At 67.1% G+C, this 13,737-nt stretch carries 16 protein-coding genes and 1 pseudogene; 14 read left to right on the top strand and 3 right to left on the bottom strand.

The features are described 5' to 3' along the window. Both glmS and glmU read right to left on the bottom strand, forming a co-directional pair. Positions 1–1,080, bottom strand: a 1,080-nt coding sequence (gene glmS / locus V7Q39_RS13735) for a glutamine--fructose-6-phosphate transaminase (isomerizing) (protein WP_333817160.1), incomplete at its 3' end; no start/stop codon positions are given. Positions 1,081–1,082: 2 nt separating this feature from the next. Beyond that, on the bottom strand, positions 1,083–2,435 hold the full coding sequence (glmU, locus tag V7Q39_RS13730) for a bifunctional UDP-N-acetylglucosamine diphosphorylase/glucosamine-1-phosphate N-acetyltransferase GlmU (RefSeq protein ID WP_333817159.1): 1,353 nt from the start codon (positions 2,433–2,435) through the stop codon (positions 1,083–1,085). A gap of 92 nt (positions 2,436–2,527) precedes the next feature. Between glmU and V7Q39_RS13725 the strand changes: the two genes are divergently transcribed. From V7Q39_RS13725 to V7Q39_RS13710, 4 genes are all read left to right on the top strand, one after another. Continuing rightward, positions 2,528–3,178, top strand: coding sequence for an HAD-IA family hydrolase (locus tag V7Q39_RS13725; protein WP_333817158.1), 651 nt, complete (start codon positions 2,528–2,530; stop codon positions 3,176–3,178). A gap of 438 nt (positions 3,179–3,616) precedes the next feature. Beyond that, positions 3,617–4,864 carry a TCR/Tet family MFS transporter gene (locus V7Q39_RS13720; RefSeq protein ID WP_333817157.1) on the top strand — a complete coding sequence of 416 codons (1,248 nt, stop codon included), beginning with the start codon at positions 3,617–3,619 and terminating at the stop codon, positions 4,862–4,864. An 8-nt stretch (positions 4,865–4,872) separates the two neighbouring features. After that, positions 4,873–6,105, top strand: a complete 1,233-nt coding sequence (locus V7Q39_RS13715) for a DegT/DnrJ/EryC1/StrS family aminotransferase (protein ID WP_333817163.1) — start codon at positions 4,873–4,875, stop codon at positions 6,103–6,105. Continuing rightward, complete coding sequence (locus V7Q39_RS13710; RefSeq protein WP_333817156.1) at positions 6,105–6,626, top strand: thermonuclease family protein; 522 nt, start codon at positions 6,105–6,107, stop codon at positions 6,624–6,626. Before V7Q39_RS13715 ends, V7Q39_RS13710 begins: the two co-directional genes overlap by 1 nt. A gap of 16 nt (positions 6,627–6,642) precedes the next feature. Here V7Q39_RS13710 and V7Q39_RS13705 read toward each other — a convergent pair whose 3' ends face one another. Further along, entirely contained in the window at positions 6,643–7,050 is a 408-nt protein-coding gene (locus tag V7Q39_RS13705) for a hypothetical protein (RefSeq protein WP_333817155.1), read from the bottom strand. A 245-nt stretch (positions 7,051–7,295) separates the two neighbouring features. Between V7Q39_RS13705 and V7Q39_RS13700 the strand changes: the two genes are divergently transcribed. The 10 genes and pseudogenes from V7Q39_RS13700 to V7Q39_RS13655 all read left to right on the top strand — a co-directional run. Continuing rightward, complete coding sequence (locus V7Q39_RS13700; RefSeq protein WP_333817154.1) at positions 7,296–7,661, top strand: NADH-quinone oxidoreductase subunit A; 366 nt, start codon at positions 7,296–7,298, stop codon at positions 7,659–7,661. Continuing rightward, entirely contained in the window at positions 7,661–8,182 is a 522-nt protein-coding gene (locus tag V7Q39_RS13695) for a NuoB/complex I 20 kDa subunit family protein (RefSeq protein ID WP_333817162.1), read from the top strand. The genes V7Q39_RS13700 and V7Q39_RS13695 overlap by 1 nt, the downstream gene beginning before the upstream one ends. A gap of 2 nt (positions 8,183–8,184) precedes the next feature. After that, positions 8,185–8,790, top strand: a complete 606-nt coding sequence (locus V7Q39_RS13690; protein WP_333817153.1) for an NADH-quinone oxidoreductase subunit C — start codon at positions 8,185–8,187, stop codon at positions 8,788–8,790. Next, positions 8,790–9,221, top strand: a complete 432-nt coding sequence (locus V7Q39_RS13685; RefSeq protein ID WP_333817152.1) for a GFA family protein — start codon at positions 8,790–8,792, stop codon at positions 9,219–9,221. Before V7Q39_RS13690 ends, V7Q39_RS13685 begins: the two co-directional genes overlap by 1 nt. Continuing rightward, complete coding sequence (locus tag V7Q39_RS13680) at positions 9,221–10,462, top strand: NADH-quinone oxidoreductase subunit D (RefSeq protein WP_443082522.1); 1,242 nt, start codon at positions 9,221–9,223, stop codon at positions 10,460–10,462. Before V7Q39_RS13685 ends, V7Q39_RS13680 begins: the two co-directional genes overlap by 1 nt. Then, a complete protein-coding gene (locus tag V7Q39_RS13675; protein ID WP_333817151.1) occupies positions 10,459–10,734 on the top strand; it encodes a hypothetical protein in 276 nt (91 codons plus the stop codon). The genes V7Q39_RS13680 and V7Q39_RS13675 overlap by 4 nt, the downstream gene beginning before the upstream one ends. Before the next feature lie 94 nt (positions 10,735–10,828). After that, complete coding sequence (locus V7Q39_RS13670) at positions 10,829–12,007, top strand: NADH-quinone oxidoreductase subunit E (RefSeq protein ID WP_333817150.1); 1,179 nt, start codon at positions 10,829–10,831, stop codon at positions 12,005–12,007. 44 nt (positions 12,008–12,051) lie between these two features. After that, positions 12,052–12,927 (top strand): hypothetical protein, encoded by an 876-nt coding sequence (locus tag V7Q39_RS13665; RefSeq protein ID WP_333817149.1) that lies wholly within the window; start codon positions 12,052–12,054, stop codon positions 12,925–12,927. A 5-nt stretch (positions 12,928–12,932) separates the two neighbouring features. Continuing rightward, positions 12,933–13,160 carry a DUF5337 domain-containing protein gene (locus V7Q39_RS13660; protein ID WP_333817147.1) on the top strand — a complete coding sequence of 76 codons (228 nt, stop codon included), beginning with the start codon at positions 12,933–12,935 and terminating at the stop codon, positions 13,158–13,160. Positions 13,161–13,169: 9 nt separating this feature from the next. Continuing rightward, positions 13,170–13,737: pseudogene (locus tag V7Q39_RS13655) on the top strand (NADH-quinone oxidoreductase subunit F); the annotation flags it as partial.

The following is a 13,737-nucleotide window of genomic DNA, read 5'->3' as shown; positions in this document are numbered from 1 at the left end:
GCCCGAGGCATGGCGCAGGGCTGCCAGCGTGTCCGCCGTCTCGCCCGACTGGCTGACGAAGATCGCCATTGAGGCGGGCGAAAGCACCGGGTCGCGGTAACGGAACTCGGACGCGATGTCGATGTCGGCGGGCAGGCCCGCGATCTGCTCGAACCAGTATTTCGCGACATGGCAGGCATAGGAGGCCGTGCCGCAGGCGACCAGCGTGACCCGGGCAATGCCCTTGAAATCAATGCCTTTCGGCAGCTGCAGCGCGCCATTGGCCGAGGTGTAGTGTTTCAGCGCATCGGCGATGACCACCGGCTGCTCGGCGATTTCCTTGGCCATGAAATGCTTGTAGCCCGCCTTCTCGATCCGCGTCGCGTCCAGCTGGATGCGCGTCTCGGCCCGGTTGGCGCGGCGGTTCTGGGCATCGAAGATCTCGGCCCCGGCGCGGGTGACGACGGCCCAGTCGCCCTCTTCCAGATAGGTGATCCGGTCGGTCATCGGGGCCAGCGCGATGGCGTCACTGCCCACGAACATCTCGCCCTCGCCCCAGCCGATGGCCAGCGGCGAGCCCTTGCGGGCGGCGATCATCAAGTCGTCCTGACCGTCGAACAGGAAGCAGAGCGCGAAGGCGCCGTGCAGGCGGGCGAGGGTCTCCCGCGCAGCCTCGACGGGGGTCGCGCCCCGGTCCATCGCGCGGTGGACCAGAAGCACGACGGTCTCGGTGTCGGTCTCGGATTCCTGCTTGTAGCCATCGGCCGCCAGGTCGGCACGCAGCTCGCGGAAGTTCTCGATGATGCCATTGTGCACCACCGCGACCCCGCCCGCGCGGTGCGGATGGGCGTTGCTGACCGTGGCCGCGCCATGGGTGGCCCAGCGGGTATGGCCGATTCCGGCCTTTCCGGCTAAGGGGTTATGCACCAAGAGGTCCGAGAGGTTCACCAGCTTGCCCACCGCCCGGCGCCGGTCCAGCCTGCCAGCATTGACCGTGGCGATCCCGGCGCTGTCATAGCCGCGATATTCCAGCCGTTTCAGTGCCTCGACCAGAAGCGGAGCCGCCTCGTGGTTTCCCAGAACCCCTACAATACCGCACATTTCTAAAGTCCTTTCGCCTTCGCAGCCTTAATCGCTTTTAACTTTTCGAACATCCTGGTTGCCAGACCCGGCTTGGTGACCTGCCTTGCGCGGCCAATCGCCACCGCTTCGGCAGGGACGTCCTCGGTGATCACCGAGCCGGAGGCGGTCAGTGCGCCATCGCCCACGGTCACGGGGGCCACCAGCATGGTGTCTGACCCGATGAAGGCGCGCTTGCCGATCACCGTGCGGTGCTTCATCACCCCGTCGTAGTTGCAGGTCACCGTGCCCGCGCCGATGTTGGTATGCTCGCCCACCTGCGCGTCGCCGAGATAGGTCAGGTGGCCGACCTTCACGCCTTCGTCCAGGATGGCGTTCTTGATCTCGACGAAGTTGCCGACATGCACATCCTCGGCCAGTTCGGCGCCGGGGCGAAGACGGGCGAAGGGGCCGACGGTGGCGCCGCGGCTGACGTGGCAGCCTTCCAGATGGCAGAAGCCCTTGATCTCGGCCCCGGATTCCACGGTGACACCTGGGCCGAAGAGAGTGTTCGGCCCGATGATCGCATCGCGGCCGACATGGGTGTCGAGCGCGAAGAACACGGTTTCCGGGGCGGTGAGGGTGACGCCGTTCTCCAGCGCCTCAGCGCGGGCGCGGGACTGGAAGGCGGCTTCGGCCTCGGCCAGCTGGGCGCGGGTGTTGACCCCCAGGGTCTCGGCCTCGTCGCACAGGACGACCCCGGCGGAAAGGCCGCGCTGGCGGGCAAGCTCGACGATGTCGGTCAGGTAGTATTCGCCTGCGGCGTTGTCGTTCTTCACTTCGGCGATGAGGGAGAAGAGCGTCTTTGCCTCGGCGCAGACGACGCCGGAGTTGCAGAGGGTGATCGCGCGTTCCTCGGGGGTGGCGTCCTTGAATTCGCGGATCGCCAGAAGCTCGTCGCCTTGCGTGAGGAGGCGGCCGTAGCGGCCGGGGTCGCGGGCGTGAAAGCCGAGGATGACGACGGCGTGCTTGGCGCGGGCGTCCAGCATCGCGCGAAGGGTGTCCTCGCGGATGAGGGGGGTGTCGGCGTAAAGGACGATGGCCTCGCCGGGTACGTCGGCAAGGAGGGGGGCAGCCTGGGCGACGGCATGGCCGGTGCCGAGTTGCGGGTCCTGGACGACGGTCTCCACCGCCTCGTTGAACGCGGTGGCGGAGGCCGCGACGGCTTCGCCGCCATGGCCGGTCACGGTGACGATGCGGGCGGGGTCAAGGGCTTGCGCGGTGGCGAGCGCGTGGTGGAGGAGGGGGGCGGCGGCGACCTGGTGCAGGACCTTGGGCAGGTCGGAGTTCATCCGCGTGCCCTGTCCAGCGGCCAAGATGATGACGGAAACCTGCATTCTGCCCCTTCCTTTATCGTTGCGCCCGTTTTACCCCCCGGGAACCGGGTGGCAAGGGGGCGGTCCTCACGCCACGTTACAGGATTGCCCGAATGCGCTGTGTAGTCTTTGATCTGGACGGAACTTTGGCGGATACCTCGGCGGACCTGCTGGCGGCGGCGAACGCCTGTCTGCCGCGGGCCTGCCTGGGGCCGGAGGATACGCTGACGGCCTTCCATGGCGGGCGGGCGATGCTGCGGCTGGGGTTCCAGCGGCTGGGGATGAACGGGTCGGAGGCGGATGTGGATGCGGCCTATCCGCGGCTGCTGGAGGCCTACCGGGGCGGGATCGCCACCCATACCCGGCTTTATCCGGGAGCGATGGAGGCGGTGGAAGGGTTGAAGTCGGCGGGGTTCGCCGTCTCGATCTGCACCAACAAGCCGGAGGGGCTGGCTGAGCTTTTGCTGACGGCGCTGGGGGTGAGGGACGCCTTCGGGGCGCTGGTCGGGGCGGATACCTTTCCGGTGAGGAAGCCGGACCCGCTGCCCTACCGGGCGGCGGTGGAGCGGGCCGGTGGGGTCGTGGCCCGGTCGATGCTGGTGGGGGACACCGAGACCGACGCGAAGACAGGGGCGGCGGCGGGGGTGCCGGTCGCGCTTGTCACCTTCGGGCCGGAGGGGGCGGAGGTGGGGCGGTTCAACCCGGCTGCGCTGCTGGACCGGTTCGAGGATCTGCCGGCGCTGGCGGGACGGCTGCTGGGGTAGCTGCCCACGCGCGGGCAGGGTTTCCGTGTCAAGGATTTCAGTGGGTTGCCTGTGGGCGTTCAGGATTTGTTAAGAGTTTGGCGATTGCCCCCCAGGGAGGGGAGGCGCCCTTGGCGGCGGGGAAGATACGGGTATCTGCGGGGCGGGTTGAAACGCTTGTCAGATTGAGCGCCGACGCGCGAAGACTCCTTGTCTGGTCGTTGGGCTTCGCCTCCTCCTCGGGCGAGTGCCTGCTTTCCACCGCGCCCTGGTTGGTGGCGCCGGAGCCTCCGGCGGGGATATTTGGGCAAAGATGAAAGGCATTTGAGAGAGGTGACTAAGGAGGCGTGGCGCCCCTTTCCCGGTTGCGTGGGGGAGGCGGAAGGCAACGAACGCAGGCGAAGCGCGCGCCGTGCGCCGGTTTGACAGTCTCTGCCCCGGACCATAGGGTCGCGCGTCATGAGCCAGGTCCCTGAAACACGCATCGGCGTCCCGCTGCCGGTCGGCCGCCACGCGGTCACGTTCGTTCTGATCACCGTGTTCCTGGACATGGTGGGCTTCGGGCTGATCATGCCCGTCCTGCCGAAGCTGATCGAGGATGTGGGCCATGTCGGGCTTGACCGCGCGGCGGTGATCGGCGGCTGGATGTTCGCGGCCTTCAGCCTGGCGCAGTTCGTCTTCGCGCCCTTGATGGGGAACCTGTCCGACCGCTACGGGAGGCGGCCGCTTCTGCTGCTGGCGATCTTCGGGCTGGGGATGGACTTCATCCTGATGGCGCTGGCCCCGACGCTGGAATGGCTGTTTGCCGGGCGGATCATCGCCGGCATCTGCGGATCGAGCTGGATCATCGCCAGCGCCTATATCGCCGATGTGACCGCGCCGGACGACCGGGCGAAGGCCTTCGGCATGATGGGCGCGGCCTTCGGCGTGGGCTTCGTGATCGGCCCGGCGATCGGCGGCCTGCTGGGAGAACTGGGCCCGCGCGTGCCGTTCTGGGTGGCGGCGGGCATTTCGCTGCTGAATTTCATCTATGGCTTCTTTGTCCTGCCGGAATCGCTGACGCCGGAGAACCGCCGCAGATTCGATCTGTGGCGGGCCAATCCGTTCGGGGCCTTCCGGGTGTTTGCCACCTATCGCGGCGTGTTGCCGATGGTGCTGGTGCTGGGGCTGTTCTTCTTCTCGACCTCGGTCTATCCGGCGATCTGGACCTTCTGGGGCATGGCCAAGTTCGGCTGGTCGGAAGCGATGGTCGGGCTGACGCTGGCGATCTTCGGCCTGATCGCCGGGGCCTTCCAGGGGTTCCTGACCGGCCCCCTGTCCGCGCGGTTCGGCGAATGGCGGCTGGCGCTGTTCGGCATCGTCTGCGCGATGCTGGTGGTGCTGGGCTATGGCTTTGTCTGGACGGTTGTCGGGGTCTTCGCGCTGATGATCCTGCACGGGCCAGAAGGCTTTGTGCATCCGCTGATGACGGCGATCCTGACCAAGCGCGTGCCCGAGGATGCGCAGGGCGAGTTGCAGGGCGGGCTTTCGGCGGTGATGAATGTGGCGATGCTGTTCGGCACGGTGTTCTTCGCCTTCACCTTCGGCCATTTCTGGGCCGAGGACCGGGTCTGGCGGTCGACCGACGTGGCCTATTGGGTCGCGGGCGGCTTCCTGGCGCTGACGGCGGTGCTGTTCCTGCTGTTGAAGAGGTCCGAGAAGGCATGAGCGAGCGGTTGGGCGAGAGATTCGGGGGCAGCTTCACCCAGCAGGAGCCGATCCCGGAGGAGGGCATCGCGGCGGCGCTGGCGGTGATGCGGCACGGGCGGCTGCACCGCTACAACACGGTGCCGGGAGAGGTGGCGGAGACGGCGCTGCTGGAAGAGGAATTCGCGGCCTATGTCGGGGCGAAATATTGCCTGGCGCTTGCCTCCGGCGGGGCGGCGATGGCCTGTGCCCTGCGGGCGTTGCAGGTGAGGCCGGGCGATCCGGTCCTGTCGAACGCCTTTACCCTGGCCCCGGTGCCAGGGGCGATTGCCTCGCTCGGGGCGCAGCCGGTCTTCGTCGAGGTGACGGAGGAGCTGACCATCGACCTTGACGCTGTGGAGGCGCAGGCGATTGCCACGGGGGCGAAAGTGCTGCTCTTGTCACATATGCGCGGGCATGTTGGCGACATGGACGCGCTGATGGCGCTTTGCAACCGGCTGGGGCTGCGGGTGGTCGAGGATTGCGCGCATACGATGGGCGCGAAGTGGCGCGGCGTCGCCTCGGGGCGGCACGGGGCGATGGGCTGCTATTCGACGCAGACCTACAAGCACATGAATTCGGGCGAGGGCGGCCTGCTGGTCACCGACGACCCGGAATTGGCGGCGCGGGCGGTTCTGCTGTCGGGATCCTACATGCTTTACGCGCGGCATCGTGCGGCGCCGGGGCCGGAGGTGTTCGAGCGGCTGCGGCTGGAGGTGCCGAACGTCTCGTCCCGGATGGACAACCTGCGGGCAGCGATCCTGCGGCCGCAGATCGGGATGCTGGACGACCGGCGGGCGCGCTGGCGGAGCCTTTATCAGGGGATGGAGCGGGGGCTGGAGGGCGTGGAGGGCGTTCAGCTGATTCCGCGGCCGCAGCATGAGGATTATGTCGGCTCCTCCTTCCAGTTCCTGCTGCCGGGCTGGGAGCCCGCGCGGGTGGCCGGGTTCGTCGCGGCGGCGGCGGCGCGGGGGGTGGAGCTGAAATGGTTCGGCGCGGCGGATCCGCAGGGTTTCACCAGCCGCTATGCGCATTGGCAGTATGCCGCGCCCGAGGTGTTGCCGCAGACCGACCGGGTGCTGGCGGGGCTGATCGACATGCGGCTGCCCTTGACCTTCAGGCCGCAGGATGTGGCGCAGATCACCCGGATCATCGGCGAGGAGGTCGCGGTGGCGGCGGCGGCCAGTGCGCTGGGGCCGGTTGCGGCCGTCTCGGCGGATTGATGGGCTGGCTCTTCCGCCCGGCGCGGCCCGCCGGGGCCGTGGTGCGGGGATTGCGGCGGCTGGCGGACCCACGCTTCTATCTCAAGGCGGTGATCGGGCTGGCGGTCGGCGGGCTGGTGCTGGTGCCCACGATTGCCGATCTGGTGAATGCGGCGATGAAGCCGATCGCCAGCGACCAGGGCCCGTGCCGGGTGATCCGGGTGATCGACGGGGATACGCTGTCGCTGATCTGCCCCGAGGACGGGATGATCAGCGCAAGGCTTTTGGGTTTCGACACGCCGGAGAAATATGCGCCCCATTGCCTGGGCGAGTTTCTGGCGGCGGAGAAGGCATCGTGGCACCTGCGGGCATTGATCCAGCGGGGGGACCGGATGGTGCTGACGCATCAGGGGACCGACAAATATGGCCGGGCGCTGGTCGCGCTGGAGATCGACGGGGTGGACGTGGCCCGGCTGATGATCCGCGACGGCCATGCGCGGGCCTATGGCGGGGGTCTGCGCGGGACATGGTGTGCCGCGTGACCGGCCTGCGGGGCGGTCACTGCGGATAGGGCGAGGTGCCGCCGAGGCTGCCGTTGGTATGGTCGATGAGGCTGTCGCAGAGGCAGGCCTCATCGGCGCAGGCGTCGCGGCGGGCGATGAAATCTTCATCCCGGGGCGGGTTGGTCTGGTCGACCTCCTGGCCGGTGGCATTTTCCACGGCGTAGATCCAGGCGAGGTCGTCGAGCCGCCCCATGCGCCAAAGCGTCACGTCCGGGGCGCCCGCGTCGTTGCACATCAGGATATGGGCCGGGTTGGTGGGCGCGTCGCAGCTGATGTCCGAGAGGACTGTGCCGTAGGTGGGTTCCAGGTCGGCGATGCGGGCCTCGACGGCGGCAAGGTCGATTTCACAGGTCTGGGCGCTGGCGGTGCCTGCGGTGAGGGCGAGGAGGAGGGCGAGGCGCATGGGGGGTCCTTTCGTGGCTTGCGGCAGGAAAGGCGGCTTCCCGGGCGTGGTCAAGGTAGGGGGAACCGGCCCTGGGATTTCCTGAGCGAAACACTTGGTATTTATGGATTTCTGCTCGCCGGCGGGATGGAATCTCACCCGCCTTCGGTTGACCCCGGCAAGGGCGCAGAGTAAACGGGCGAAAGACCAGCGGGCGCGCCATGCGTCCGCGTGCACGCGCGCAGCCAGCACCCAAGGAGCCCCTCGTGGACCTGCTTCCGAGAGAATATCTGCCGATCCTCATCCTTCTGGCCATCGCCGTCGGCCTGGGCCTGGTCCTGATCCTTGCCGCCGCCGTCCTGGCGGTGCGGAACCCGGATCCGGAGAAGGTCTCGGCCTACGAATGCGGCTTCAACGCCTTCGACGATGCGCGGATGAAGTTCGACGTGCGCTTCTACCTGGTGTCGATCCTGTTCATCATCTTCGACCTGGAGGTGGCGTTCCTGTTCCCCTGGGCGGTGGCCTTCGGCGACATCTCGATGGCGGCCTTCTGGTCGATGATGCTGTTCCTGGCGGTGCTGACGGTGGGCTTCGCCTATGAATGGAAGAAGGGGGCGCTGGAATGGGAGTGATGACCGGCAATGCCGCTGGCGCCGACCATGAGGTTGCCGTCCGGGCGCTGAACCGCGAGCTGTCGGACAAGGGGTTCATCCTGACGTCCACCGAGGACATCATCAACTGGGCGCGGATCGGGTCCTTGCACTGGATGACCTTCGGCCTGGCCTGCTGCGCGGTCGAGATGATGCATACCTCGATGCCGCGCTATGACCTGGAACGCTTCGGGACCGCGCCGCGCGCCTCGCCCCGGCAGTCGGACCTGATGATCGTCGCGGGCACGCTGACCAACAAGATGGCCCCGGCTTTGCGTAAGGTCTATGACCAGATGCCCGAGCCGCGCTATGTGATCTCCATGGGCTCCTGCGCCAATGGCGGCGGCTATTACCATTACAGCTATTCGGTGGTGCGGGGCTGCGACCGGATCGTTCCCGTCGACATCTATGTCCCCGGCTGCCCGCCCACGGCGGAGGCGCTGCTTTACGGTATCCTGCAGTTGCAGCGGAAGATCCGCCGCACCGGCACTCTGGTGAGGTGATCATGAGCGAAGCCCTGCAGGAACTGGCCGGGATCATCGAGCTGAAGCAGGCGGATGCCGTGGTTTCCTCGACCGTGGCCTATGGCGAGCTGACGCTGGTCGCGAACCTTGCCCATCTGGAAGCGCTGGTGGAATTCCTGCGTGACGACGCGTCGTGCCGGTTCTCGACGCTGGTCGACATCACGGCTGTCGACCACCCGGAGCGCGCCCAGCGGTTCGATGTGGTCTATCACTTTCTGTCGATGTACCGGAACCAGCGCATCCGGGTGAAGGTCGCGGTGCGCGAGGAGGAGATGGTGCCCTCGCTGGTCGTCCTTCACCCCAGCGCCAACTGGTTCGAGCGCGAGGTGTTCGACATGTTCGGCATCCTCTTCAGCGGCCACCCGGACCTGCGGCGCATCCTGACTGACTATGGCTTCCGGGGCTATCCGCTGCGCAAGGACTTTCCGACCACGGGCTATACCGAGGTCCGCTATGACGAGGCGCTGAAGCGGGTGGTCTACGAGCCCGTCCGCCTTGTGCAGGAATACCGGCAGTTCGATTTCATGAGCCCCTGGGAGGGCGCGGACTATATCCTTCCCGGCGACCAGAAAGCGGAGGGCAAGTGATGGCGGCGCTGACCGGAACCTGCCTTTGCGGCGCCTCGAGCTTCACCGCCACGCCGGTCTCGGACGAGGCGGGCGTCTGCCATTGCAGCATGTGCCGCAAGTTCAGCGGCGGGATGTTCATCGTCACCGACTGCTCGGGCGATTTCGCCTTTGCCGCCGATGCCCCGGTCACACGCTTCCAGTCCAGCGAATGGGGCGAGCGGGCCTTCTGTTCGCGCTGCGGGTCGTCGCTGGCCTGGCTGTCGCGCGACGGCAAGATGGCCTTCGCCTCGGTCCAGGCCTTTCCCGATCCGGCCCGCTTCCCGGTGAAGCATGAGCTGTTCATCGACTGCAAGCCCGGCAGCTATGGGCTGGCGGGCGAGACCACCACGATGACCGAGGCCGAATTCATGGCCCAATACGCATCCAACCCCGAGGGGGGCGCAAACTGATGGACGGCGACATCCGGCGGAACACCTACGACGACGGCTCTACCGATTTCGAGACCGGCGAACAGCGCATCCGCAATTTCAACATCAACTTCGGCCCGCAGCACCCGGCGGCCCACGGCGTGTTGCGGCTGGTGCTGGAGCTGGACGGCGAGATCGTCGAACGCTGCGACCCGCATATCGGGCTTCTGCATCGCGGCACCGAAAAGCTGATGGAAAGCCGGACCTACCTGCAGAACCTGCCCTATTTTGACCGGCTGGATTATGTCGCGCCGATGAACCAGGAGCACGCCTGGTGTCTGGCGATCGAGCGGCTGACCGGGACGGCGGTGCCGCGCCGGGCCAGCCTGATCCGGGTGCTGTTCTCGGAAATCGGGCGGGTGCTGAACCACCTGCTGAACGTGACCACGCAGGCGATGGACGTCGGCGCGCTGACCCCGCCGCTCTGGGGTTTCGAGGAGCGCGAGAAGCTGATGGTCTTCTACGAGCGCGCCTGCGGGGCGCGGCTCCACGCGGCCTATTTCCGCCCCGGCGGGGTGCATCAGGACCTGACGCCTTCGCTGATCGACGATATCGACGCCTGGGCCGCGGCTTTCCCGAAGGTGCTGGACGATATCGACGGGTTGCTCACCGAGAACCGGATCTTCAAGCAGCGCAATGCCGATATCGGCATCGTCAGCGAGAAGGACATCCAGGACTGGGGCTATTCCGGGGTCATGGTGCGTGGCTCGGGCCTCGCGTGGGACCTGCGGCGCGCGCAGCCCTATGAGTGTTACGACGAGTTCGAGTTCAAGATCCCGGTCGGCAAAAATGGCGACTGCTATGACCGTTACCTGTGCCGGATGGCCGAGATGCGGGAATCGACCAGCATCATCCGACAGGCCTGCGCCAAGCTGCGCGCGCCGGAAGGGCAGGGCGACGTCCTGACGCGGGGCAAGATCGCGCCGCCGAAGCGGGGCGAGATGAAGACCTCGATGGAGGCCCTGATCCACCACTTCAAGCTTTACACCGAAGGCTTCCACGTCCCGGCGGGCGAGGTCTATGCCGCGGTCGAGGCGCCGAAGGGCGAGTTCGGGGTCTATCTGGTGGCGGACGGAACCAACAAGCCCTACCGCGCCAAGATCCGGGCGCCGGGGTATCTGCATCTGCAGTCGATGGACTATATCTGCAAGGGGCACCAGCTGGCGGATGTTTCTGCCATCATCGGCACGATGGATATCGTGTTCGGGGAGGTGGACCGGTGATAGCCCTGCGCGCCCTTGCACTGGTTCTGCTGGCGACGCCTGCCCTGGCCGAAGGCGGCCCGACGGACGCGCAGCGTGACGCCTTTGTCACGGCCATCACCGCCAACGGCTGCAAGATGACCGAGGCTGAAGCGGAGACCAAGCTGCCGGCAGCCGGGATCGACCGTGACACCTCGGGCCTGATCACCGGTGCCCTGATCAGCGAAGGTCTGGCCTCGATCAGCGAGGACGGGACCACACTGATCCTCAAGACCGAAGGATGCGCCTCGTGATCGCCGTCGGGGTTGCTCCGTTTCTTCTGCTCGGGGTTCTGGTCCTGCCGGTTGGCATGATCGCGGTCCCGGCTCTTATCGCTGGAATGTTCTGATGCTGCGTCGTCTGTACAAAGACCAACCCGCCTCCTTCGCCTTCACCCCGGCGAATCTGGAATGGGCCAAGGGACAGATCACCAAATATCCGGCCGGTCGGCAGGCGAGCGCGATCATCCCGCTTCTGTGGCGCGCGCAGGAGCAGGAGGGGTGGCTCACCCGCCCCGCCATCGAGCATGTCGCGGATATGCTGGGGATGGCCTATATCCGGGCGCTGGAGGTGGCGACCTTCTACTTCATGTTCCAGCTTTCCCCGGTGGGGTCGGTGGCGCATGTGCAGATTTGCGGGACGACCAGCTGCATGATCTGCGGGGCCGAGGACCTGGTGGCGGTGGCGAAGGAGCTGATCGCGCCGACGCCGCATACGCTGTCGGCGGACGGGAAGTTCAGCTGGGAAGAGGTCGAGTGCATGGGCGCCTGCGCGAATGCGCCGATGGCCCAGATCGGCAAGGATTACTACGAGGACCTGACGGGCGAGAAGCTGCGCGAGCTGATCGGGCGGTTCTCGAAAGGCGAGGTGCCGGTGCCGGGTCCGCAGAACGGGCGCTATGCGGCGGAGCCCATCGGCGGGCTGACCAGCCTGAAGGAATTTGAATCGGGCAGGAAGCAGTTCAATGCCAGCGCGCAGCTGGCGGTGGACATCCGGGACACGGTCAAGCGGATCGACGGGACGGAAGTGCCGCTCTCGACGCCCTGGCTGGGGGTGGCGGCGCCGGTGAAGCCCGCGCGGGTCAGGCCGGTGGAGCCGAAGCCTTCCGCGGATGTGCCGGCGGATGCGACCGGCGCGACGGTGCAGGAGGCGAAGGCCTCGTCCAGGGGCAAGCCGAAGACCGATGGCAATGCGGCGAACGCCACTCCGCTGGCAACGCCCGAGGCCAAGGCCCCGGGGCAGGCGGCGGGCGTGAAGCCTGCGGGCCTGTCGGCGCCGAAGGGGGGCCGCGCGGATGACCTGAAGCTGATCCTGGGGATCGGGCCGAAGCTGGAGGCCTTGTGCCACCGGCTGGGCTTCTACCACTTCGATCAGATCGCGAACTGGACCGAGGGCGAGATCGCCTGGGTCGACGAGAACCTGGAAGGCTTCAAGGGCCGCGTGACACGTGACCGCTGGGTGGCGCAGGCGAAGGTGCTCGCAGCGGGTGGCACGGTGGCCGAGGCGGAAGCGGCGGCCAAGGGCTAAGGACGACCCCGAAACGGGGCGCGGACCAGGGGGAACGGCGTGTGATGGGCGATGACGAGTACGAGGTGACGATCGGCACGGGTGGCTGGGCCCTGGTGGTGCTCTCCGGGGTCGTCACCTTTGCCGTGCTGCGCTGGGTTATGGAGTTCCTGCTGTTCCCGTCGGTCGCCTTCGGGATCGCCATCGCGCTGATCGTGCTGCTTCTTCTGTACTGGCTGGCGGGCAAGGTCTCGCGCGCGGACGAGGGTGCGGCACAGCGGGTGCGCCGGATCGTCCCCGCCTCGGGCGAGGGGCGGGTCGTCGGGACCGAGGGGGCGGCGGTCAAGGCGGTGCCGGTGCGGCCCGAGACGCTGAAATCGCGCGCCGCATCCTCGGTGGTGACCCCCCTGGCCGAGGTCGAGCCTGCGCCGATCATCGCGACCCCGAAACCCGCCGCACCGCCTGCGGCCCCGGTGATGGCGGAAGCGGCCCCGGTCGCGGCGGTGATGACGGAGCCGGTGGCGGACACCAAGCCGAAGGCAGCGGCGAAGCCCAAGGCCGAGCCGAAGCCCAAGGCAGAGCCAAAGGCCCAGAAGGCTGCGACGAAAGCCAAGGCGGAACCGAAGGCCGCGAAGCCGAAGGCGGAGAAGGCGAAGCCGGTCGGCCTCGTGCGGCTGAAGGCGCCGCGCAAGGGCCGGGCGGACGACCTGAAGGAGATCGAGGGCATCGGCCCGGCGCTGGAGAAGACGGTCAACGGGCTGGGCTTTTTCCATTTCGACCAGATCGCCGCCTGGACCGAGGCCGACATCGCGCTGGTCGACGCCGAGATGAAGACGTTCAAGGGCCGCATCACCCGCGACAGATGGGTGGAGCAGGCCAAAATCATCGTCAACGACGGGCTTGAGGCGTTCCGGGAACGCGCCAAGACCAACGATTATTGAGGCCCATGGTGCAGAGCCGTCCCGACCCCTCCGACCTTCAGCGCGCCCGGCAGGCGCGATTGGTGGCGATCGTGCTGGCGGCGACGATGGTATTGTGGATGGGTGCCCAGTGGCTGGGCGGAAAACTGGGGTTGGAGACGCGCTTCGTGTTCCTCTTCGACCTTGCTGCCATCGCGGCCTTCGTCTGGGTCCTGGTGGTGACGTATCAGATCTGGCGGGGACGCCGGGGTTAGGAAGACAAGATGCTCAAGGATCAGGATCGCATTTTCACCAACCTCTACGGGATGCACGACCGCAGCCTGAAGGGCGCGATGAAGCGCGGGCAATGGAACGGCACGGCGGACATCATCAAGCGCGGCCGCGACACGATCATCGAGCAGGTGAAGGCCTCCGGCCTGCGCGGGCGGGGCGGCGCGGGCTTCCCGACCGGCCTCAAATGGTCGTTCATGCCGAAGCAGTCGGACGGCCGGCCCAGCTATCTGGTGATCAACGCCGACGAGTCGGAGCCGGGCACCTGCAAGGACCGCGAGATCATGCGGCACGATCCGCATACGCTGATCGAGGGCGCGCTGATCGCCAGTTTCGCGATGGGGGCGAACACCTGCTACATCTACATCCGCGGCGAATACATCCGCGAGCGCGAGGCGCTGCAGGCCGCCATCGACGAATGCTATGACGCGGGGCTTCTGGGCAAGAATGCGGCCAAGTCGGGCTGGGACTTCGACCTGTACCTGCACCACGGCGCCGGGGCCTATATCTGCGGCGAGGAAACCGCGCTTCTGGAAAGCCTTGAGGGCAAGAAGGGGATGC

Source organism: Tabrizicola sp., from assembly GCF_036781545.1.
Classification (GTDB): domain Bacteria; phylum Pseudomonadota; class Alphaproteobacteria; order Rhodobacterales; family Rhodobacteraceae; genus Tabrizicola.
This window is presented reverse-complemented; position numbering and strand designations above follow the sequence as displayed.

Excerpts from the sequence above, each read along its gene's own strand:
- V7Q39_RS13705 (WP_333817155.1), bottom strand. The coding sequence starts at position 7,050 with ATGCGCCTCGCCCTCCTCCTCGCCCTCACCGCAGGCACCGCCAGCGCC.
- V7Q39_RS13685 (WP_333817152.1), top strand. The coding sequence starts at position 8,790 with ATGGCGGCGCTGACCGGAACCTGCCTTTGCGGCGCCTCGAGCTTCACC.
- V7Q39_RS13660 (WP_333817147.1), top strand. The coding sequence starts at position 12,933 with ATGGTGCAGAGCCGTCCCGACCCCTCCGACCTTCAGCGCGCCCGGCAG.
- V7Q39_RS13680 (WP_443082522.1), top strand. The coding sequence starts at position 9,221 with ATGGACGGCGACATCCGGCGGAACACCTACGACGACGGCTCTACCGAT.
- V7Q39_RS13690 (WP_333817153.1), top strand. The coding sequence starts at position 8,185 with ATGAGCGAAGCCCTGCAGGAACTGGCCGGGATCATCGAGCTGAAGCAG.
- V7Q39_RS13665 (WP_333817149.1), top strand. The coding sequence starts at position 12,052 with ATGGGCGATGACGAGTACGAGGTGACGATCGGCACGGGTGGCTGGGCC.
- glmU (WP_333817159.1), bottom strand. The coding sequence starts at position 2,435 with ATGCAGGTTTCCGTCATCATCTTGGCCGCTGGACAGGGCACGCGGATG.
- V7Q39_RS13725 (WP_333817158.1), top strand. The coding sequence starts at position 2,528 with ATGCGCTGTGTAGTCTTTGATCTGGACGGAACTTTGGCGGATACCTCG.
- V7Q39_RS13710 (WP_333817156.1), top strand. The coding sequence starts at position 6,105 with ATGGGCTGGCTCTTCCGCCCGGCGCGGCCCGCCGGGGCCGTGGTGCGG.
- V7Q39_RS13695 (WP_333817162.1), top strand. The coding sequence starts at position 7,661 with ATGACCGGCAATGCCGCTGGCGCCGACCATGAGGTTGCCGTCCGGGCG.
- V7Q39_RS13670 (WP_333817150.1), top strand. The coding sequence starts at position 10,829 with ATGCTGCGTCGTCTGTACAAAGACCAACCCGCCTCCTTCGCCTTCACC.
- V7Q39_RS13720 (WP_333817157.1), top strand. The coding sequence starts at position 3,617 with ATGAGCCAGGTCCCTGAAACACGCATCGGCGTCCCGCTGCCGGTCGGC.